The 19,765-nt window shown below is 71.8% G+C and carries 16 protein-coding genes and 3 pseudogenes; 2 read left to right on the top strand and 17 right to left on the bottom strand.

Annotated elements, in window-relative coordinates:
- Positions 1-88: 88 nt before the first annotated feature.
- The 10 genes and pseudogenes from VGV13_19610 to VGV13_19655 all read right to left on the bottom strand — a co-directional run bounded on the left by VGV13_19610 (position 89) and on the right by VGV13_19655 (position 6,331).
- Positions 89-463, bottom strand: a complete 375-nt coding sequence (locus VGV13_19610) for a DUF393 domain-containing protein (protein HEV8643295.1) — start codon at positions 461-463, stop codon at positions 89-91.
- A 26-nt stretch (positions 464-489) separates the two neighbouring features.
- Positions 490-684, bottom strand: coding sequence for a hypothetical protein (locus VGV13_19615; protein ID HEV8643296.1), 195 nt, complete (start codon positions 682-684; stop codon positions 490-492).
- Between the two features lie 12 nt (positions 685-696).
- Entirely contained in the window at positions 697-2,076 is a 1,380-nt protein-coding gene (locus tag VGV13_19620) for an aspartate aminotransferase family protein (protein ID HEV8643297.1), read from the bottom strand.
- Positions 2,067-2,420: a gamma-glutamylcyclotransferase family protein gene (locus VGV13_19625; protein HEV8643298.1), complete on the bottom strand. Its 354-nt coding sequence runs from the start codon at positions 2,418-2,420 to the stop codon at positions 2,067-2,069. Before VGV13_19625 ends, VGV13_19620 begins: the two co-directional genes overlap by 10 nt.
- A gap of 43 nt (positions 2,421-2,463) precedes the next feature.
- A complete protein-coding gene (locus tag VGV13_19630; GenBank protein HEV8643299.1) occupies positions 2,464-2,736 on the bottom strand; it encodes a redoxin domain-containing protein in 273 nt (90 codons plus the stop codon).
- A complete protein-coding gene (locus tag VGV13_19635) occupies positions 2,733-2,993 on the bottom strand; it encodes a redoxin domain-containing protein (GenBank protein HEV8643300.1) in 261 nt (86 codons plus the stop codon). Before VGV13_19635 ends, VGV13_19630 begins: the two co-directional genes overlap by 4 nt.
- Before the next feature lie 21 nt (positions 2,994-3,014).
- Positions 3,015-3,227, bottom strand: a pseudogene (locus tag VGV13_19640) (thioredoxin family protein).
- 12 nt (positions 3,228-3,239) lie between these two features.
- Positions 3,240-3,665: a hypothetical protein gene (locus tag VGV13_19645; GenBank protein ID HEV8643301.1), complete on the bottom strand. Its 426-nt coding sequence runs from the start codon at positions 3,663-3,665 to the stop codon at positions 3,240-3,242.
- A gap of 7 nt (positions 3,666-3,672) precedes the next feature.
- On the bottom strand, positions 3,673-5,154 hold the full coding sequence (locus VGV13_19650; GenBank protein ID HEV8643302.1) for a thiamine pyrophosphate-dependent enzyme: 1,482 nt from the start codon (positions 5,152-5,154) through the stop codon (positions 3,673-3,675).
- A 7-nt stretch (positions 5,155-5,161) separates the two neighbouring features.
- The gene (locus VGV13_19655) at positions 5,162-6,331 is read right to left on the bottom strand and encodes a pyridoxal phosphate-dependent aminotransferase (protein ID HEV8643303.1); all 1,170 of its coding nucleotides are present in this window, start codon (positions 6,329-6,331) and stop codon (positions 5,162-5,164) included.
- A gap of 59 nt (positions 6,332-6,390) precedes the next feature.
- Between VGV13_19655 and VGV13_19660 the strand changes: the two genes are divergently transcribed.
- Positions 6,391-7,032 carry an SUMF1/EgtB/PvdO family nonheme iron enzyme gene (locus tag VGV13_19660; protein ID HEV8643304.1) on the top strand — a complete coding sequence of 214 codons (642 nt, stop codon included), beginning with the start codon at positions 6,391-6,393 and terminating at the stop codon, positions 7,030-7,032.
- An 18-nt stretch (positions 7,033-7,050) separates the two neighbouring features.
- Complete coding sequence (locus VGV13_19665) at positions 7,051-7,995, top strand: hypothetical protein (GenBank protein HEV8643305.1); 945 nt, start codon at positions 7,051-7,053, stop codon at positions 7,993-7,995.
- Positions 7,996-8,177: 182 nt separating this feature from the next.
- Here VGV13_19665 and VGV13_19670 read toward each other — a convergent pair whose 3' ends face one another.
- From VGV13_19670 to pyk, 7 genes and pseudogenes are all read right to left on the bottom strand, one after another.
- On the bottom strand, positions 8,178-8,783 hold the full coding sequence (locus VGV13_19670) for a DinB family protein (protein ID HEV8643306.1): 606 nt from the start codon (positions 8,781-8,783) through the stop codon (positions 8,178-8,180).
- A pseudogene (locus VGV13_19675) lies at positions 8,757-8,873 on the bottom strand (glutaredoxin domain-containing protein). Before VGV13_19675 ends, VGV13_19670 begins: the two are co-directional and overlap by 27 nt.
- A 50-nt stretch (positions 8,874-8,923) precedes the next feature.
- Complete coding sequence (locus tag VGV13_19680) at positions 8,924-9,532, bottom strand: ABC transporter substrate-binding protein (GenBank protein HEV8643307.1); 609 nt, start codon at positions 9,530-9,532, stop codon at positions 8,924-8,926.
- Positions 9,457-9,921, bottom strand: a pseudogene (locus tag VGV13_19685) (ABC transporter substrate binding protein). The gene VGV13_19680 and the pseudogene VGV13_19685 overlap by 76 nt, the downstream one beginning before the upstream one ends.
- Positions 9,922-10,350: 429 nt before the next feature.
- On the bottom strand, positions 10,351-11,139 hold the full coding sequence (locus VGV13_19690) for an enoyl-CoA hydratase (protein ID HEV8643308.1): 789 nt from the start codon (positions 11,137-11,139) through the stop codon (positions 10,351-10,353).
- Positions 11,139-18,332, bottom strand: a complete 7,194-nt coding sequence (locus VGV13_19695) for a GAF domain-containing protein (protein HEV8643309.1) — start codon at positions 18,330-18,332, stop codon at positions 11,139-11,141. Before VGV13_19695 ends, VGV13_19690 begins: the two co-directional genes overlap by 1 nt.
- An 8-nt stretch (positions 18,333-18,340) precedes the next feature.
- On the bottom strand, positions 18,341-19,765 hold a 1,425-nt coding region (pyk, locus tag VGV13_19700; GenBank protein HEV8643310.1), incomplete at its 5' end, for a pyruvate kinase.

Consider the following 19,765-nt stretch of genomic DNA (forward strand, 5'->3'; position numbering starts at 1 on the left):
CGGACGTTACGGCCCCCTCCGAGGCCTCTCCCAGGAAGGATTACGCGGGCGAAGCCCACGCTCGAACGGTGCTTACTCAGCCGCGCGCCTAGCGGGGCCGGCCGGCGGCACAGCTGATGCGCATGCGGTTGCGGGCGACCCAGGCGTAGAGGCGACGCGACAGGGGGCGGACGCCCGGCAGATCGAAGAGCCGGGCCAGCCAGCGCCAGCGCGGGATCCGGACCAGGATCTCCGGCACGGCGTCGGCGCCGCTGAGCACGCGGCCGTCGGGCAGCACGAGCTGCATGGCCGTCAGGCACGCCGTGTCGTCGATCTGGGGAAAGCGCGCGCGACGCGCCGGAGACTGGCAGGGCAGGATCTCGAGCTCGCTGGCGCCGCCCGCCAGCGCCCGGCGCATGAGCCAGAGCGCGCTGGCCCGGCACATGGAGCACTCGCCATCGTAGATCAGCACCGCCGACGCCATGACCGCCGACCCTGGCAGGGCTCGCGCTACCGCTGGCCCCACCCCCGTAACGTCCGATAATAGAGGATAAGCCCGACCGTCACCGCCGCCGAGACGGCGGCCTGCACGAGATCGGACGTGGGCGCCCCGCCCAGATAGCGGCGCAGGCGCCAGCCGGCAAAGAACGAGAAGAAGAGGATGCCCGCCGCGATGAGAATCCGGTGAGCCGTGATCAGGCGCACGGCCGCGGCCGGCTAGGCGCCGAGGACCGCCCGGACGGCGTCGCGCGTGATCTCGACGATCCTATCGACGTCGGCCGCCGTCACGACGAGCGGCGGCGCATAGTAGACGGTATCCCCCGGCGCGGGGTGGGGGCCGCCCACCGCGCGGGTGCGCGTCACCATGCCGCGCTTCATCATCTCGGCCTGCAGGCGCGGGGCGACCTTGCGGTCGGCGGGGAAGTTCCTTTTGGTCGCCCGATCCTCCACCAGCTCGAGCGCCGCCAGCAGCCCCTTACCTCCTCGGATATCGCCGACGTGCGGATGGCTGCCGAACGTGGCCCGGAGCCCATCGTGGAGGCGGGCGCCCATCCGCGCCGCGTTCTCCCCCAGCCGCTCGCGGTCCATGATGTCGATGTTGGCGAGCGCCACCGCGCAGCAGGTGGGATGGCCGGAGTAGGTGTAGGCGTGCATCCACCGGTCCTCGGGCTTGACCGAGTCCATCGCGTCTTTAATGGCGCGGCTCACCATGATCCCGCCCAGCGGCAGATAGCCGGAGGTGACGCCCTTGGCGAAGGCGCGGATGTCGGGCTGCACGTTCCAGTGCCCGGTGGCGAACCACCGGCCCGTCCGGCAAAAGCCCGTGATGACCTCGTCGGCGATGAAGAGCACCTCGTGCTTGGTGCAGATTTGCCGCACCAGCGGGAAGTAATCGTCCGTGGGGTAGATCACGCCGCCGCCGCCGTGGATCGGCTCGGCGATGAAGGCCGCGACGGTCTCGGGCCCTTCGCGCAGGATCGTCTCCTCCAGCTCCCGCGCCGCCGCCTGCCCCACGGTCTCGCCCGGCCTGGCGCCCTGAAAGCGGTAGGGGTAACAGGTCTGAATGTGCACGAAGCCCGGCACGCGCGGCTCGAACATCTTCCAGTAGGCGGCCATGCCGGTGGCGCTCATGGCCTGCAGCGTGAGGCCGTGATAGCCCTGCTGGCGCGCGATGATCTTCACCTTGCCGGGCTTGCCCATCGCCTTCCAGTAGAAGCGCACGGTCTTGAAGGCCGATTCGTTGGCCTCGGCGCCGCCGGAGGCGAAGAAGACGGCGTGCACGTCGCCGGCCAGCTCCACCAGGCGGCTGGCCAGCGTGATGGCGGGAATACTGGAGGACCCTACGTAGCCGGAGAAGTACGCGAGGTCCTTCATCTGGGCGGCGGCCGCGTCGGCCAGCTCCGCACGCCCGTGGCCGACGTTGACGTTCCACAGCCCACTGAGGCCGTCGATGTACTGCCGACCGCCGATGTCCTCGACGGTGGCGCCCCGCCCCCGCACGTAGATCATGGGCTCGGCGTTGTCCACCGGGTGGTGCAGCGGATGGATCAGGTGCTCCTGGTCGGCCTTGATGAGCTCGGCGGCGGTCAGCGCCATCGACTCCTCCAATCGCCCTCGGGTATGGGAAGCGCGCGCTGCCGTGGACCCTGATACCAGTAGATCCATGCGCGCGCGCGGCGCCCGTCGGCGCGTGTCACCGTGGTGAGGCGACGCTCGAAATTGTACCCTTCCTCCCGATCGATCGGGCCCAGAACTTCGCGACCGTGCAGGCGGTAGAGCTCGCCCCGCACGCTCCCCGGGCCGGGGACGAGGCCGGGGTAGTCGCGCAGATCCAGCAGCTGCGCCGTCACCCGCGCCTCGCCCAGGAGGGTGGCGGCCCCCGTCAGGAGCCGGTGCCGCGCGAATCCGCTCATCAGCGTACCGTAGGCGAACAAGAGCACGGACGCACCGGGGCGGGGCCGGGTCCTGCGCTCCGAACGCCCGCTACTTCGATTTCGCAAGGCGGGAAACCGCCTCGAGCGTGCGGCTGGTCTCGACCGCCAGGCTGCCGGTCTCGACGAACCGGACGCGGCGGGTGCGATCGATCACGAAGGTCACGCGCCGGTCGAGGTTCCACGTGTCATCCCAGACGCCGAACAGCCGCCCCACCTCTCCCTGGCGGTCGCTGAGCAGGCGAAACGGCAGCCTGAGCTCGCGGTTCCAGGCCAGGTTCCGCTCCGGCGGGTCGGCGGAGACGCCGACGATCTCGGCACTCAGCGCCGCGTACCTGGGTCCGTCGTCCCGGAACCGGGAGAATTCGAGATCTCAGCCGCCGGTGTGAAGGCCTTGACGTAAAAGGCCAGCACGACGAAGTCGCGGCCGGCCAGGGCCGCGGACAGGCGGAAGGGCTTGCCGTGCTGATCGACGAGGGTGAAGTCGGGCGCCAGCTCGTCGGGCTTGAGTGGGACTTGGCGTGGCGCAGCGCCCACCGCGCCCATCAGCACCGCGGCGGCCAGCAGGAGCCCTGGGGACAACCCGTATCAGAACGAGGCCCCTCAGGGGCCGGCGCCGGCGGCCTGCAGAACAGCCCCCAGGAAGTCGGGCTCGGGCAGCGCGCCCTCGAAGTGGACGCGATCGTTGATGACGACCTTGGGCACCGCCATCACCTGATAGGCGCGGCTGAGGTCGGGGAACTCCGTCGCCTCGATCGCCGTCGCGCGCACGCGGTCGGAGGCGACCGCCATGTGGTGCGCCAGGCGCACGGCCCGGGGACAGTAGGGTCAGGTCGGCGTCGAGAAGACCTTGATGTCGACGTCCGCCGTCAGCCCGGCCAGCGCGGTCCGGGTCTCCTGGGAGAGGGCGGGCTCGCCGGTAGAGGCGACCACGATGGCGTCGATCAGGTTGCTGAACTCGTAGCCGGTGGGGACGCCGTAAAAGCGGATTCCGAAGTCCCGCGCACCCTCCACCACGATCGCGGGGACCCTGTCGATCCCGTACTGGGCGGAGCGCTCGCGATCGATGGCGAGGTTCAGCACCTCGACGGAGATCTTGTCGCTCAGCGTGACGACTTCGCGCACGAGCTGCTCGTTCTCTGCGCAGAGATCGGCCGCTTCCAGCGACTGCGAGAAGACGACGAGCTTCACGGGGTCACGGAGCTGGGCGAAGGCCTGGCGCACTTCCTTCTCGTTCTGCGGGTTGAGGAACATGGCCCGATTATACCGTCGAGCGCACGCGGGCGCCGACCAGCGCCGGCGCGCGGCTTTCGAGCGCGCGCTGGAGCGCCTCCCGGAGGGCCTCCTCGTCGCCGGCCGTGGCCACGGCGAGGCCGGCGCGGCGGGCCGCGCCCTCGGCGGAGACGGCCAGCGCGGCGGCGCTCAGGACCACGACCACGATCGGCAGCGCCAGGCGGGCCGCGGTCCCGAGCTCGGGCGCCATCTCGGCGAGACCGGGCGGTCCCGTGAAGCAAACGACGCGACGCTCGCGGTGGGCGAGCTGGGCGGCGATGGCCGCCGGGAGCGCGAAGCCCGTCGTGGCCAGTCGGTTGGAGGCGAGGAACTCGTTCGGGGCGTCGGCGTCCCAGGCGGCGGCCACGGCGAGCATCTCCTCGCCGGCATCCACGACGGCGATCGTTCCGCCCGCCGCCATCTGGCGGGCGATCTCGGCGGCGCGTCGGAAAGAAAGGCCGGGCCCCGGGACCGCTTGGTGGGGGCGCCGGGAGCGCTTGAGCCGGTCCAGCTCGGCCACGTCCCAGTCGGCGCGGACGCAGCCGCGCAGCCGGGGCGCGAGCTCCGCGATGACGAGGCCGATCTCGCCGACCACCTGCGCGACCGGCCGATACGGCGCGCCGGCGGGCGGTGCCTCCCCCACGTGCAGGACGTTCGCGCCCACCGGCCAGCCATGCACCTCCACGGCCTCCACACCGAGGGTCACGATGAGATCGGCGCGGGCGAGGAGCGCCCCCGCAGTCTCCTCCTCCGCCATCAGCCCGAGATTCAGCGGATGCCGATCGGGCAGCACGCCCTTGGCCTTGCAGGTGACGAGCACGGGAGCGGGCACCGCCTCGGCGAAGGGCCAGAGCCACTTGGCGCCCTCGGCGGCTCGACACTGGGCCCCGGCGACGATCACGGGCCGAGCGGCGGCGACGAGGACGCGGGCGGCGGCGTCGAGAGCCCGGGCGTCCGGGGGCGGCAGGGGCGCCGGCGGCGCGGTGGTGGCGACGCCGAGCGCCGAGCGCCGGGCGGCGCCCGCCGCCAGATCGAGGTGCACCGGGCCGCGCGGCGCAGCCAGCGCGAGACGACTGGCCTGAGCGACTGCCGGCCCCGCCGAGGCGGGGTCGACGCCGAGACTCGCCTTGGTGAGCGGCGCCAGGAGGTTGCGGGCCCGGGGGGCGCCTTCGGTCAGCGCGATCAACGGCGCGCGATCGTGGCGGGCGTGGGCGATGCCGGGGATCGCGCTCTCGAGCTCCGGCCCGCTGCCGGCCAGGACCGCGCCCGGCGCGCCGGCCAGCTCGCCCGTCACCGCGGCCATGATGCACGCGGCGGCGGTGCCCTCGGCCCAGACCACCTCGAGCCGGCGCTGGCGCGCCGCCTCCGGCAGGCTCTCGCTGGCGCCTGCACCGGCGGCTCCGAAGACCCGCGGAGTCCCCGCTCTCACGAGGCCGTCGACGAGGACGTCGGCGACCGTGGCGCGGCTCATCCCCCTGCTACGTCCCCAGGCGTTCGAAGAGGGGACGCATCCGCTCAAGCGCGCCGCGCAGGTTGGCCTCCGAGTTGGCGTACGAGAACCGGAGATACCCCTCCCCGTACTCGCCGAAGGCCGTGCCCGCCAGCGCGGCGACCCCGGCCTCGTTCAGCAGCCGCTCGGCGACCTCGCTCGACGAGCGCCGGGTCCCCTTGATGTTCGGAAACACGTAGAAGGCGCCGCGAGGCCGCGCGCACCTGACGCCGGGCAGCTGGTTGAGACCGTCCACGATCAGGTCCCGGCGCCGCTTGAACTCGGCGACCATGCGGGCCACGGGCGTCTGGTCCCCCTGGAGCGCCGCGATGCCGGCGAGCTGCACGAACGAGGCCGTGCACGACGCCGAGTTGACCATGAGGCGCGTGATCTGCTCGGCCAGCGGCACCGGCATCACGCCGTAGCCCAGGCGCCAGCCCGTCATCGCGTAGGACTTGGAGAAGCCGTCCAGCAGGACGGTCAGCTCCCGCAGGCCCGGCAGCCCCATGATCGACACGAACTCGCCTTCGTAGAGGAACTGGCGGTAGATCTCATCGGCCAAAATGGGGATGCCGCGACGACGCGCAACGTCCGCAACGAGCTCGAGCTGACCGCGGTCGAGCACGCCGCCGGTGGGATTCTCGGGCGAGTTGATGATGATCAGCCGCGTCTTCGATGAGACCTTGCGTTCGAAGAGGTCGAGATCGAAGCCGAAGCCGGTCTCCTCGCGCAGCGGGATGGGGACCGGCACGCCGCCGACGAAGTTGATGACCGATTCGTAGATGGGAAATCCCGGGTTGGGGTAGATCACCTCGTCGCCGCGGCCGACCAGCGCCAGGATGGTGAAGAACATGATCGGCTTGGCGCCCGGCGTCACCACCACCTCCTCGGGCGACACCGGCACCCCGCGCGTCTCGGTCACGTGCTTGGCGATCGCCTCGCGCAGCTCCGGCAGCCCGGCCGACGGTCCGTAGTGCGTCGCCCCCCCGTCGAGCGCCTGCTTGGCGGCCTCCTTGATGTGGGCGGGAGTGTCGAAGTCCGGCTCGCCGATCTCCAGATGGATGATGGTCCGCCCCTGGCGCTCCAGCGCCTTCGCGCGGGCGAGCACTTCGAACGCCGATTCGGTGCCGAGCCGGGCCATGCGCTGGGCGAAGTCCATGGGATCTCCTCCGGGTGAGGCGCTTTCCGCGCGACATTATATATGTAGACTCGACCCCGATGGACTTCGTCCCCCTCGCCGCCGGCGCCTTCGCGATGGGCTCGGACGACGGGCACCCGAGTGAGCGGCCCGTGCACGTCGTCTGGCTCGACGCGTTCCTCATCGCGCTCACGCCGCTCACGAACGCCGACTACGCCGAGTTTCTGGAATCCACCGGAGCGCCGCCGCCGGCGTTCTGGGGCCAGCCGGGCTTCTCGCACCCGCGCCAGCCGGTGGTCGGGCTCTCGTGGCCCGAGGCCGTCGCCGTCACGGCGTGGGCGGGCGCGCGCCTGCCCACGGAGGCGGAATGGGAGAAGGCGGCGCGCGGTGGCCTCGACGGCGCCCGCTATCCCTGGGGCGACGACAAGCCCGCCGTCCGCTTCGGGCGCCTGCCGGAGGTCGGAGCGACGCCCGTCAACCCGCTGGGACTCACCGACCTGTCCGGCGTCTGCCACGAGTGGTGCGCCGACTGGTTCGACGACGCGTACTACGCGCTTTCGCCCCAGCGCAACCCAGGGGGGCCGGCCACGGGCACGCGGCGGGCCAGCCGGGGCGGCGCCTGGCGCCACGCGGACCCCTGGAGCCCGGTCGGGCACCGCTCCTCCCTGCCGCCGCATCTCCGGTACTCCGACTACGGCGTCCGCCTCGCGCGGGATGCATGAGTCGGCTAGAATCTCCCCATGGCGCGCGCCAGCGCTCCGATTCTGAGAGAGGGTGTCGTCGGGGGGCTGATCGGCGCGGCGGTCGTCGCCCTGTGGTTCCTCCTCTTCGACTTCGCGCGCGGCAAACCGCTCCTGACCCCCGCGCTCCTGGGGGCCGCCGTCTTCTACGGCGTCAACAACCCGATCGGCCTCGAGATCGCGCTGGCCCCGGTGGTGGGCTACACGATCATCCACCTGCTGGCCTTCGTCGCCTTCGGCATCATCGCGGCCAGCGTCATCGCGGCCAGCGAGCGCGAGCCCACCCTCGTCATCGCGGTGGTCATCCTCTTCGCGGCCTTCGAGACGTTCTTCCTCGGCGTCGTCAGCGTGCTGGGCCGGGCGGTGACGGACGTCCTCGCCTGGTGGGCGATCCTCATCGCCAACTTCCTCGCCGCCGTCGCGATGCTCTGGTACTTCCTGCTCCGCCACCGCGCGCTGCCCCGCCTCCTGGTCGGGTCGTGGGCGGGCGTGCTGCGCGAGGGGATCACCGCCGGGATGATCGGGGCGGCCGTCGTCGCCGTCTGGTTCCTGGCCATCGACGCCGTCCAGGGCGAGCCGCTCCGCACTCCGCGCCTGCTCGGCGGCGCCTTCCTCAAGATCTGGTCCGGGCCGCCGGGGATCCTCCTCTACACCATCGTCCACGGCCTGGCGTTCGCGCTGTTCGGCGTCGTCGCTGCGGTGCTCATCGCCGGCGCCGAGCGCGAGCCGATGTTCGTCTTTGCGCTGATGATCCTCTTCACGGCCTTCGAGGTCTTCTTCTTCGCCGCGCTGGTAATCGGCGCCACGTGGGTGCTCGACGAGCTCAGCGCCTGGACGGTCTTCGTGGGAAATCTGCTGGCGGCGGCCTCGATGCTGGCCTACTTCTTCAAGAACCATCGGACGTTGGCGCGCCGGATGGCCGCGGCCTGGGCCGAGGAGGATTGAATTCGGAGGGGGCGGACGTTACGGCCCCCTCCGAGGCCTCCCCCAGGACCGATTGCGCCGGCAAAGCCGGCGGATTCACCACATCGGAGGGGGCGAGCCGCCCCCTCCGATGCCTCCCCACTTCTCTTCGTTGCGCCGGCAAAGCCGGCGCTCGAACGGCCGTCATTCCGGGACGGTCCCGCTCACCAGAGGGCATCGGGCAGAGGCAGGCCGCGGAACGCGTCGACGGGCATGGGGGCCGGCGGCGTCACCCCCAGCCGGTCGGCCAGCACGTAGAGCTGGCGGAGGTGCTGGGCGGCGTGCCAGGCGGTGCGCTCCAGCAACTCGTGTCCCGACTGCGGGCCGTAGTAGGTTTTCACGACGCCCGCGTATTCCCCGGCCGCCGCGCCCTGGAACCAGCCCTGCAGCCGCGCCCTGACCAGCGCCCCGTAGCTGCCGAGCGCGGCGCCGTCGCGAATCCCGGCGGGCGCCGTCTCCTGGAACCACGACTCGGGCAGCGCGCCGAGATCCATGGCGTCGATGAACGCCAGGCTCAGCCGGAAGACGTGGTAGCCGAGGTCTCTTAGACTGCGATCGCGCTCGGGAGGCTTGAAGTCCAGGTGCGCGTCGGGGAGCGCGCGCAGCAGCCTCTCGGTCGATTCCAGGATTTGATCGAGCCGGGCCGCCAGCTCGGCCGGCGGCAGCTTCGCCGCCGCTTCGTACGCCACTCCCAGCAGGCGCGCGTACTCCGGCGGGTTCCAGCCGTGCACCGCCTGGTCGCCGACGGCGACGGCGGGCACCCGGGGCACCCCCAGCCGCTTCAGCTCGGCCAGCGCCGTCGGGTCGCCTTCCACGTTCACCGGGTCGAACTCGACCCTCCAAGACGCCAGCAACTCCTTCGTCTTGGCGCACGACGATCAGCCGGGTCGGTAGTACAGTCGCGGCTTCATCATTCGATCACCTGATCGGCCCTCAGCAGCAGCGACGGCGGAATCGTGAGGCCGAGGGCCTTGGCGGTCTTGAGGTTGATCACCAGCTCGAACGTCGTCGCCTGCTCAATTGGAAGATCCCCGGGGTTGGCACCCTTCAGGACTTTGTCCACGTGAATCGCAGCCCGCCGGTAAAGGTCGCGAAGACTGGGTCCAGAGGCCATGAGGCCTCCAGCATCTGCATACTCCCGCTCCGGATATATGGCCGGGAGACGGGCTCTCATCGCAAACTCCACGACCTGTTGTCGGTGAGTATGGACGAGGGTATCGGCTAGCGTGACGAGCGCGTCAGAACGTGCAGTGCGGATCGCTGCCCAGGCCGACTCCCAATCTCCTGGCTGTCGCACCTCCACCGGCTGAAGGCTCATACCCAGTGTTCGGGTCGCCGCTTGCAATCTCCCGAGTTCCGGGACCAGCGAGGGATTGAGAGGATTCCAGAGGACGGCGAAGCGAGAACTCTTGGGCGCGGCTTCCTTGAGTAGCTCAGCCGCTTGACGACCAGTTCTGCAACAATCGTCAGTCCGGTAATGTTCCCGCCCGCCTTGGCGAGGCTGCTCAGGAGCCCGAATTCGACCGGATTGCCAGTGATTGCCACGATAGGCAGGCTGGCGGTTGCTCGCTTGGCGGCCAGAGCCGCGGGCGTTCCCCGCGTGAAGAGAACGTCAACCTTGAGCCTGAGGAGCTCTTCGGCGAGATCGGAAAGCTTCTCAGCCCTGCCCTCCGCCCATCGCGCCTCGATGGTCATCGTGTGCCCGTCTGAGTAACCGAGCTGGCGCAGGCCCCGGCGGAACTCATCGACGAGGTGAGCCTCGGAGGTCGCGCCGCCGCCTGAGAGGTAACCAATCCGCGCCACCTTCCCCGCCTTATACTCCTGCGCCTCGGCGGCCAGCGGCGCGGCCAGAAGGCTGAGCGCCAGCCCTGCGACGGTGACGGCCGAGCGTGCGACCTTCACGTTCACCTCCGGCTTGATCTGCGAGGGAGGCCACGAACCTATCGCGCGATCTGCGAGGCGTCAAGCCGAGATGCTTCACGCGGGCCCGGAGAAGAGGCCGGCGACCGGTGCGCGGTAGCTGCGCAGCGGCCGGGGCCCGGGGAGGCCTCGCCGCGACCCGTTCCCGCCGCGGGGGCCGCCCTCGCGCGCTGATGGGAAATCACGACGCGACATTCGCCGCCGGCCTCGTGGTCGCGCTGCTTCACGCGGGCGCCATGAGAAGATGCCGCCGACCGGTGCGCGGTAGCCACCGCGACGGCCGGGGCCGGGGAGGCCCCGCCGCGACCCGTTCCCGCCGCGCGGTTCGCCCTCGCGCGCTGATGGGAAATCACGACGCGACCATCGCCGCCGGCCTCGTGGTCGCGCGGGGCCTCCCCGGCCCCGGCCGTCGCGTGACTACCGCCCGCGGAACGTCGGCGTCTTCTTGTTGACGAACGCCGTCACCCCTTCACGGAAGTCGTCGGTCCGGCCGCAGGCGGCGATCGCCTGCGCCTCCAACTCCATCTGCGTCTCCAGACTCTCCCAGGTGGACTGGTGCAAGAGGCGCTTGGCCCCACCGAATGCTTTGGTCGGGCCCTGCGCCAGCCCCAGCGCGAGCGCCTCGACGGTCGCCCTCAGCTCGGCGTCCGGCACCACCCGGGTCACCAGCCCCCACTCGTGAGCCTCGCGGGCCGAGAGCACGCGGTTGGTGAAGTAGAGCTCCATCGCGCGCCGCAGCCCGGCCAGCCGCGGCAGGAAGTAGGACGACGAGCCGTCGGGCGTCGCCGCGATCTTCGAGTACGCCATCGTGAAGCGGGCGGACTCGGCCGCGATGACGAGATCACCCGACAGCGCGAAGGAGAACCCTCCGCCGGCGGCGACGCCGTTGACGGCCATGATCACGGGCTTGTCGCTCCGGCAGAGGCGCGAGACGGCGCCGTGCAGATACGTCGTCAGCTCCTTGACCAGCGCGCCGATCCGCTCCAGATTGTCGGCGAAGTCCTTCACGTCGCCGCCCGCGCAGAAGGCCCGGCCCGCGCCCGTGATCACGACGCAGCGGACCTCCGGGTCGTCGTCCACCTCGAGGACGGCATGGAAGATGTCCCGCCCCAGCGCCAGGTTCAGCGCATTGTAGGCGTCGGGACGGTTGAGCGTGAGGGTCGCCACGTGGTCCCGGCGTTCGAGAATCAGGTGCTCGTAGCCCATCAGCGTTCCTCCGGTCCGTTCGTGCTCGCGCGCTTCCGCGCGACCTGCGCGATCGCCTCCACGATGTCCTCGATCTTCAGCGGCTTCGAGAAGATCGCCTCCACTCCGTGGGCTCGGCGCTCCTCGGGCGACAGCTCGACGCCGAACCCGGTAACGACGAACACCGGCACCTCGGGCGCCGCCTCCTTGACGGCCCGGGCGACCTGCCAGCCCGAGACGCCGGGCATGGCCAGATCGGTGAAGACGACATCGAACGGCTCGGCCCGGAAGCGGGCGATGGCGGTGGCGCCGTCGGTGAGCACCACCGCCTTGTGCCCCACCGTCTCCAGCACGTCGCCGATGACCTCCCCTACCGTCTCCTCGTCGTCGACGACGAGACAGCGGAGCACGCCGGCGGGAAACGACGGGGCCAGCACCGGCCCGCGCGCTTCGGCGGTGTCGGTGGGCGGGAAGCGCAGGCGGAAGGTCGAGCCCCGTCCCTTCTCGCTGTGAACGACGATGCTGGCGCCGTGGCGCGAAAGGATCCCGTAGGTCATCGACAGCCCGAGCCCCGTTCCCTGCGGCCCCTTGGTCGTGAAGAACGGGTCGAAGATCCTGTCGCGGATCGTCGTGGGGATGCCGACGCCGGTATCGCTCACCGTGACCGCGATCTCGCCGTGCCCGACGGCGGTCGTCAGCGTCAGCACGCCGCCGTCGGGCATCGCGTCCACCGCGTTGAGGATCAGGTTCGTCAGCGCCTCGCGGAGCTCGACGGGGTCGCCGGCGACTTTCGGGAGGGCGGCCAGATCGTTGCGCACCTCGAGCGGCACGCCGCGGCTCACGGCCTCATCGCGCCACCGCGACTGCGTGATTTCGAGCGCCTCACGCACCACCTCGTTCAGGTCGACAGCGACGAACGGCTCGTCGCGCCGGATCCGTGTGAACTCCTGGAGGCGCCGGACCGTCTGGGCGCCGTCGAGGGCCGCGCGCTCGATCACCTGGAGCCACTGGCGGAGCTGCGGGTTCTGGACCCGCTGCAGGACGAGCTGGGCGCGCCCGAGGATCGAGGCGAGCAGGTTGTTGAAGTCGTGGGCGACGCCCGACGCCATCTCGCCGAGGGCGCGAAGCTTCTCGGTGCGCACGAGCTGGTCCTGGGCGGCGGCCAGCTCGCCGTACGCGCGAGTGCGCTCTTCGAAGAGCCGCGCGCTCCGGAGCGCGAGCGCGGCGAGGTGCGCGATGTTGGTCAGAAGCCGCTCGTCGCGCTCGGTGAAGGGGCGCTCCCCACCGCGGAGCGCCAGCACGCCCAGGACGCGGTCGCCCGCGACCATCGGCACGCCGAGCCAGCGCCCGAGCTCGGCGGAGGTCCGGATGGGCTCGACGCCGTGCCGCGCGCACTCGGCGGCGTAGTCGTCGGTCCGAATCGCGCGCCCCGTTTCGCGCACGACCGACATCAGCCCCGACGCGCGCTCCGGGTCGTGGAGCGGGGGCTGCGCGTCGGGCACGCCGCCCGCGAGCCGGAGCACGACCTCGAACTCGTGCCGCTCCTCGTCGTGGAGCGCGACGACCATGTTGCGGGCGTCGAGCACGCGCGCGACCTGGGCGTGGATCGCGTCGATCAGCGCCGCCCGCTCGAGCTGGCCCGTGACGGCCTGCGACAACTCGAGGAGGACCGAGAGCTCCTGGACCTGCCGACGGTTCTCCTCGAAGAGCCGCGCGTTGTCGATCGCCACGCCCGCGTGGTTGGCGATCGCCTCCATCAGCGCCAGCTCGCTCTCGGAGAACTCGCACGCGCGCTCGTACCAGATCAGGCCGAACCCGCCGATCACTCGCTCCTTGGCGACGATCGGCACGAAGAGCTGGCTCCGGTGCGGCAGCACGTCTCGCACGACCGCCGAGGCGCGGGGATCCGCCGCCACGTCCGACGAGGAGAGGGGCCGCCTCGTGCGCGCCGCCTCCGCCAGGAACGGGTCCTGCACGAGCGAGAGCCGGATCGTGCGGAGCTTCTCCAGGTGCTCCGGCGGGAGGTGGTAGCCGACGACGGGCTCCAGCCACTCCCCGTCGCCCTCACGCAGCCAGACGCCGCCGGCATCCGCGTCGACGGCCCGCGCGACGCGACGGAGGAAATGGCGCAGCAGGGCCTGGAGGTCGAGCGTCGAGGAGAACGTGCGGCTCACGGCGAGCAGCGTCTCCGTCTGCCGCAGCTTGACCTCGCTCTGGCGGGCCAGCTCCGCGTTTTCCATCACGAGGCCCACCTGCGCGGCGACGCCCTCGATGAGGCGGGCCTCGGAGGGCTGAAACTGGCGTCCCGGCCGCCACCAGACGACGAACAGCGCGCCGATCGGCTCGCGGCGCGCGGTCGCCGACGCCAGGAGCACCGAGTGCGGTGGGAGCGCGCTCAACCAGTCGCGATCGAAGCGCGGATCGTTCAGGGTGTCGGAGCTCCACACGGCGCGGCCTTCGCGCCACGCCGACAGCAGCTCGGGGACCCGCGCGAGCACGATCGGCCGCGTCGTGAACCACGCGAGGAGTTCCGGCGGCACGTGGTAGCCGCCCAGCGGCGCCAGCGTCTCCTTCCGCTCGTCGAGGAAGTACGCGCCGACCATGTCGGCGCCGAATGCCAGCGCGACCTCCCTCGCGACCTGCCGCATCCGCTCGGCGGCGGGCCCCGGCCGCGAGAGGATCTGGCCGACGTTCATGAGCGTCGTCGTCTCGCGGAGGCGCTCCTGGACCTCCGTGTAGAGGCGGGTGTTCTCCAGCGAGAGCGCGAGCTGGCCCGCGATCGTCATCGCGAGGTCCACCTGCGACGGCTCGAAGGGCACCGGCCGCTCACAGTGGTCGAGCGTCATCACGCCGATGACCTGGTCCTGCCGGATCATCGGCACGACGAGGTAGGACTTCAGGCCGAAGGTCTCGAGCCACTCGCGCGGCACGAGGTCGCTCTCACGCGCGTCGTTCACGACGACCGGGCGGCGCGTCTCGCGGGCACGCGCGTTCGCCGGGATCTCGAGGAACGGCCGCGAGGCCACCGCCTGGAAGGCGACCCACTGCGCGGGAGCCTTCCGTCCGTCGGCGTATTGCGACACGAGCGGCGTGACCTGGCCGCCCTCCCACAGCACGAGCGAGCAGCGGTCGACGCGGCACACCTGGGCAATCTTGATCGCGACGCGCTTGAGCAGTCGCTTCGTGTCGAGCGTGGAGTTGAGGATCTCGACGACCTCGAGCAGCGCGCCCGTCTCCTCCAGGCGCCGCGCGGTCTCCGAGTAGAGCCGGGCGTTCTCGAGCGCGATCGCGGCCTGCGCCGCGAGCGAACCGAGCAGGGACGCCGTCTCCGGGGTGACCGGCGAGGGCACGGCGCGGTGGACCGCGAACGCGCCCAGCACGCTCTCGCCGATGGCGATCGGGTACGCCGTGACGTAGCGGAGGCCGCGGCGGACGAGCCGGGCGCCGTCCGCCACCCGCGGGTCCTTCGCGGCGTCGGCCCAGAAGATCGGTTGCCGGTGGAGCGCGACCCAGCCGATAGAGCCCTCGCCAAGGGCAACCTCGCGCTCGAGCTTGCCGGCGACTGCCGGGTCGCCGTGGACCAGCCAGCGCGAGAGGCGGCGGTTCGCCGGGTCGAGCACCCACACGCTCACGTAGGGCGCGTCGAAGAACCGCGCGACCGCCGCGGCGATGTTCGTCAAGACTTCGTCGATCTTGAGCGACGAGGAGACGAGGCGGTTCACCTCCTCGAGCGCCGCGAGCCGCTCGGCGCGCTCCCGCGCCTCGCGGTAGAGCCGCGCGTTCTCGAGCGCGATCGCCGCCCGGCCGGCGAAGGACTTCAAGACCTCCAGGTCCTCCTGGAGGAACGGCGCTGCGCCATTGCCCGTCCGGTGCAGGGCGATGACGCCGAGGAGCCGGTCCTGGACCGTGAGGGGGTGCGCCATCGCCCGCCGGACGCCGACGTCCTTTCCCCTTGGGCGCGCGAGCAGCGAGCTGGGGTAGTCGTTGACGATGAGCCCGTGCCCGAGCTGCGCGGAGGACCCGACCACGCCCTGGCCGAACGGGACCGTCACGCGCTGGAAGGGGCTCCCCTCGGTCCACGCGCGCGGGACGAGGGCGCGTCCGTCCTCCATCAGGTAGATCACGCCGTTGGCGTCGAAGAGGCGCGTCGCCCGCTCGACGACCATCCTGAGCAGCGGATCCGGGTCCAGCTCGGCCGCGAACTCGCGCTCGATCTCGGCGAGCGTCGCGATCTGCGCGCGCCGCGCGGTCTCGAGCGAGAACAGGCGGGCGTTCTCCAGCGCGAGCGCCGCCTGGTCGGCGAACGCCTGGAGCAGCTCGATCTCCGCCTCCGTGAAGACGCGGCCGACGCGGTCGGCGAGCGCCAGCGTGCCGATGAGGCGGGCCTTCACCCGGAGCGGGACCGCGACGAGGGAGCCGTCGCCCGCGGCGCGGATCGCGTCCCGCAGATCATCGGTCAGGACGAGGACGGGGTCGCTGAGGATGTCGGCAGACGCCACGGTCCGCCCCTCGGCGACGGCACGCCCGGACACGCTGACGCCAGGGGGCAGCAGGTGGCCGACCCGCAGCGTCTCGCGGCTCGTGCCACCGACCGCGAGCAGTGTGAGCGAGCCGTCGGACTGGAGGATCCAGAGCCCGGACGACCGGGCGGCGAAGAGCGTGAGAACGCTCTCGACGATGCGGTTGCCGACCGCGCCGACCTCGAGGCTCTCGGTGAGCGTCTTCGCCAGGCGCGCCAGCTCCTCGGCCTCGAGCCGCCGGCGCGTCGCCTCGGCGGTCTGGCGCGTGGCCTCGCGGTAGAGCCGCGCGTGGTCGAGCGCGATCGCGGCCTGGTCGGCGAACGCCTCGGCGATCTCCCGGTCGCGCGCCGTGAACGCTCGTCGCGCACGGAAGGTCAACACGCCGATCGTCCGGTCGCCCACCCTCAGCGGCACGCCGAGGAACATCGTGTAGCCGAGCCGTCGGTCCGCGTCGAGATGCTCGGGGACGACGTCCGGGACGCTCTGGATCTCACAGATCAGCGTCCGGCCGGTCGCCACCACCTTACCGCTCAGGCTCTCGCCCACCCGCATCCGCGGACGGACCATCGTCTGCGACGCCGTGCCGGCAAGACCGGCGAGGACGAGGTCCTCGCCGTCGAGCAGCCGGAAGCCGGCGTTGTCCACGTCGAGGAGCCGCGCCGCCTCGTCGGCGATCGACGAGAGCAGCGTCTCCGTCGGCGCCATGCTCCCGATCTTCGTGTTGATCTCGAGGAGCGCGCTGAGGTACGCGCGTCGGGCGCTCTCCTCCGAGTACCGGCGAGCGTTGTTGATCGCGTTCGCGGCGTGGAGGGTGAGCGAGCCAAGCACGCTGAGTTCCTCGCCGGTGTACTCATGTCGCTCGCGCACGCCGACCGACAGCGCCCCGAGCACCCGGTCGCCGATCAGGAGTGGAACGATCGCGGCCGACGCCGTGCCCTCCGCACGGAGCTCCTCGACGTTGCGCGTGCGCGGGTCGTTGAGGACGTCGGACACCGTCAGGGGCTCGCGCGTGGCGACAACCGTTCCGACGAGCCCCTCGCCGACGCGGACCCGGCGCGGCCCCTCCACCGACGCCCGCGCGCCGACCGACGCCCGCAGCGAGACGTGCTCACCGTCGTCCTCGACGAGCCAGAGCCGCGCGACGCTCGAGTCGAACAGCTCGGCGGCCGCGTCCACCACGCGCTGGAGCACCTCGTCCAGCGACAGCGTCGCCGTGAGCGTCTGCGCGAGCCGCGTGAGCGTCTCCAGGCGCCGGGTCGTCGCGCGAGTCTCCACGAAGAGGGCGGCGCGCGCGACGGCTTGGCCGACGTGGTGGGCGACCGCCTGCAGGAGCGCCAGCTCGTCGCCGTCGAACGTGCGCGGCTCCCTGGAGATCAGCGCCATGACGCCCCAGATCCGGTCGTCCACGGTGATCGGCAGCGCGAGCTGGGTGTGATAGCCGCCGGCGGCGACTCGCTCGCGCACCGCGGGCGTCAGCACGCGCGAGCGCGTCAGGTCGGTCACGACGAGATGGCCCGCGCGCACCGCCTCGCCGACGTGGCTCTCGTCCAGCGGCCGCACGCGCAGCTCGGCGGCGTCCTTCGGCGAGAGGCCCCGGTGAGCGACGAGCGCGAGCGCCCGTGCCGCGGGGTCGAAGCGGAAGAGTCCGCCGACCGCCATCCGCGCGACGCCGCAGACGACCTCGAGCGTGCGCTCGGCGGCGACCACGAGGTCGTCGCCGCTGCCCGTCGCGACCGCGACGGCGTAGAGCGCCTCGAGCTCTGGGCGTAGCGGTGCCGTGGGAGCGAGTGGGACTGACTTCGTTTCAAGCGCGGGCTTCGTTTCGAGCGCGGGCTTCGCCCGCGCAACCGATCCTGGGGGTGGCTCGGAGGGGGCCGTCGCGGCCCCCTTCGATGACCACACGGACCCCGCGGCGACAGCCACGCCGACCGCGGCGACGAGCGAGAGGGCCCACCAGAACCAGAACCACTGTTCGGCGGCGCGCCGCTTCCCCTCGGAGACCAGCGCCCAGAGACTCCCGCCGGCCGCCCCGGCGAGCGGCCGCACGAGCCACAGCTCGCCGTTGACCACGACCTTTCCCGCCCGCGCTGCGTCCAGCCAGCCGCGCGCGGGGACGCCGGGCAGCGTTCCGCCGATGGCCAGGTCGCCGGCCACCACCACGACCGCCGGCCGCGACGGCAGCGCCGCGAGGAGCCGCTCGAGCGACTCGACGCGTCGGCCGACCACGACCATCCCGGCGGGCAGCGGTGCCAGGCCGAGGAGGTAGGCGCGGTCGTTCACGACGGCGACGCGCGCGACGGCCTCGGTGGGCCGCGGGATCCCGAGGCCCTCGACGCGCGGCACCGGGGGCACCTGGACGAGCGGCGCGCCGCTCGCGTCGACCACCAGGAGCAGGTCGGCGACCCGCTCCAGCGTGAGCGCGAGCATCCGGGGCGAGGCGCCGCGCGCCAGCGTCGCCCAGTCGCTCTTGAGTGCGCCCTCGACGATCGCCGGGTCCTTCGCGAGGATCCCGGCCTCGCGGCGCAGCTCGTTCTGCGTCGCGTTGACGAGCGCGCCGAGGGCCGCGAGGGTATCGCCCACCGCGGCCTCGTAGCGCTCCGTCGCACGCCGCGAGAGCGCAAGCCCGCCCGTGCCCCAGACGACGACGAGCGCCAGGAGCACCAGGGCGAAGCGCGCGAGGCCCGGACGCCGCACCGCCGCGCTCAGCGACGCTCGCCCACGCGGTGGAGCTTCAGCAGGTTCGTCGTCCCTGAAACCCACATGGGCGAGCCGGAGATGATGACGAGGACATCGCCCGGCGTGACCGACCCGTCGCGCAGCAGCGTCGCTTCGACCTCCTCGATCATCTCGTCGGTCGTCTGGACCTTGCGGATGAGCCGCGAGTCCACTCCCCATGACAGGGCGAGCCGCCGTTGGACCTCGACGAACGGCGTCAGCGCGATGATCGGCACCCTCGGGCGCGCGCGGGAGATGAGGCGCGCCGAGGAGCCCGACTCCGTGAATGCGACGATCGCGTGCGCCCCGAGCGCGTGCGCGGCCTGGGAGGCCGCGTCCGAGAGCGCCTCGGGGAAGCCGGCGTCGTGGAGCGGCCGGCGCGGGGCCTCGATCGCCAGCACCGCCCGCTCGGCGCGCACGGCGACGCGGGCCATGACCTCGACCGCTTCTGACGGATAGCGGCCCGTCGCCGTCTCGGCGGACAGCATGAGCGCGTCGGCGCCGTCGAAGATCGCCGTCGAGACGTCGGAGACCTCCGCCCGCGTCGGTCGGAGGTGGGTGACCATCGACTCCAGCATCTGCGTCGCCACGATCACCGGCGCGCCCGCCTCCCGCGCCTGCCGGACGATCTCCTTCTGGAGATGGGGCACGTCCTCGATCGGGACGTCGACGCCGAGGTCGCCGCGCGCCACCATGACCGCCGCGACCGATCGCAGGATGCCGGGGAGGTTCACGATGCCCTCGTGGCGCTCGAGCTTGGCGACGATCGGTACGTCGGCACCGAGCTCGTGCAGAAAGGCACGCACCTCCGCGATGTCCGCCTCCGACCGCACGAACGAGACGGCGACGAAGTCCACGCCGTACGCCAGGCCGAAACGGAGATCCTCGCGGTCCTTGTCCGTGAGGCACGAGACGGGCAGCGGCACGCGCGGGAGCGAGATCCCCTTATGATCGCTGAGACGCCCGCCGACGACGACGCGGCAGCGCACCTCCTCGGGCGACGCCTCCTCGACGCGGAGCTGGATCATCCCGTCGTCCATCCAGATCTGGTCACCCGGGTGCACGTTCGCGAGGTACTCGGGGTGGTTCAGCGACGCGCGCTCCGCCGTGCCCACGACGGGCTTCGCGCAGAGCGTGAAAATCTGGCCGGGCTCGAGATCGACCCGCGCGCCGCCCGCGGGACCGAAGGTGCCGAGCCGGATCTTCGGCCCCTGCAAATCTTGAAGGATCGCGATCGGTCGGCCCCAGCGAGTCTCGCCCTCGCGGATGAGCCGGATGACCTCGGCGTGCTCGGCGTGGGTGCCGTGGGAGAAGTTCACGCGGGCGACGTCCATGCCCGCGGCGACGAGGCGGTCGAGCTCGGCCCGGCTGCTGCTGGCAGGACCGAGGGTGCAAACGATCTTGGTCCGCCG

The sequence above is a fragment of the Candidatus Methylomirabilota bacterium genome, from assembly GCA_036001065.1.
Classification (GTDB): domain Bacteria; phylum Methylomirabilota; class Methylomirabilia; order Rokubacteriales; family CSP1-6; genus MNEF01.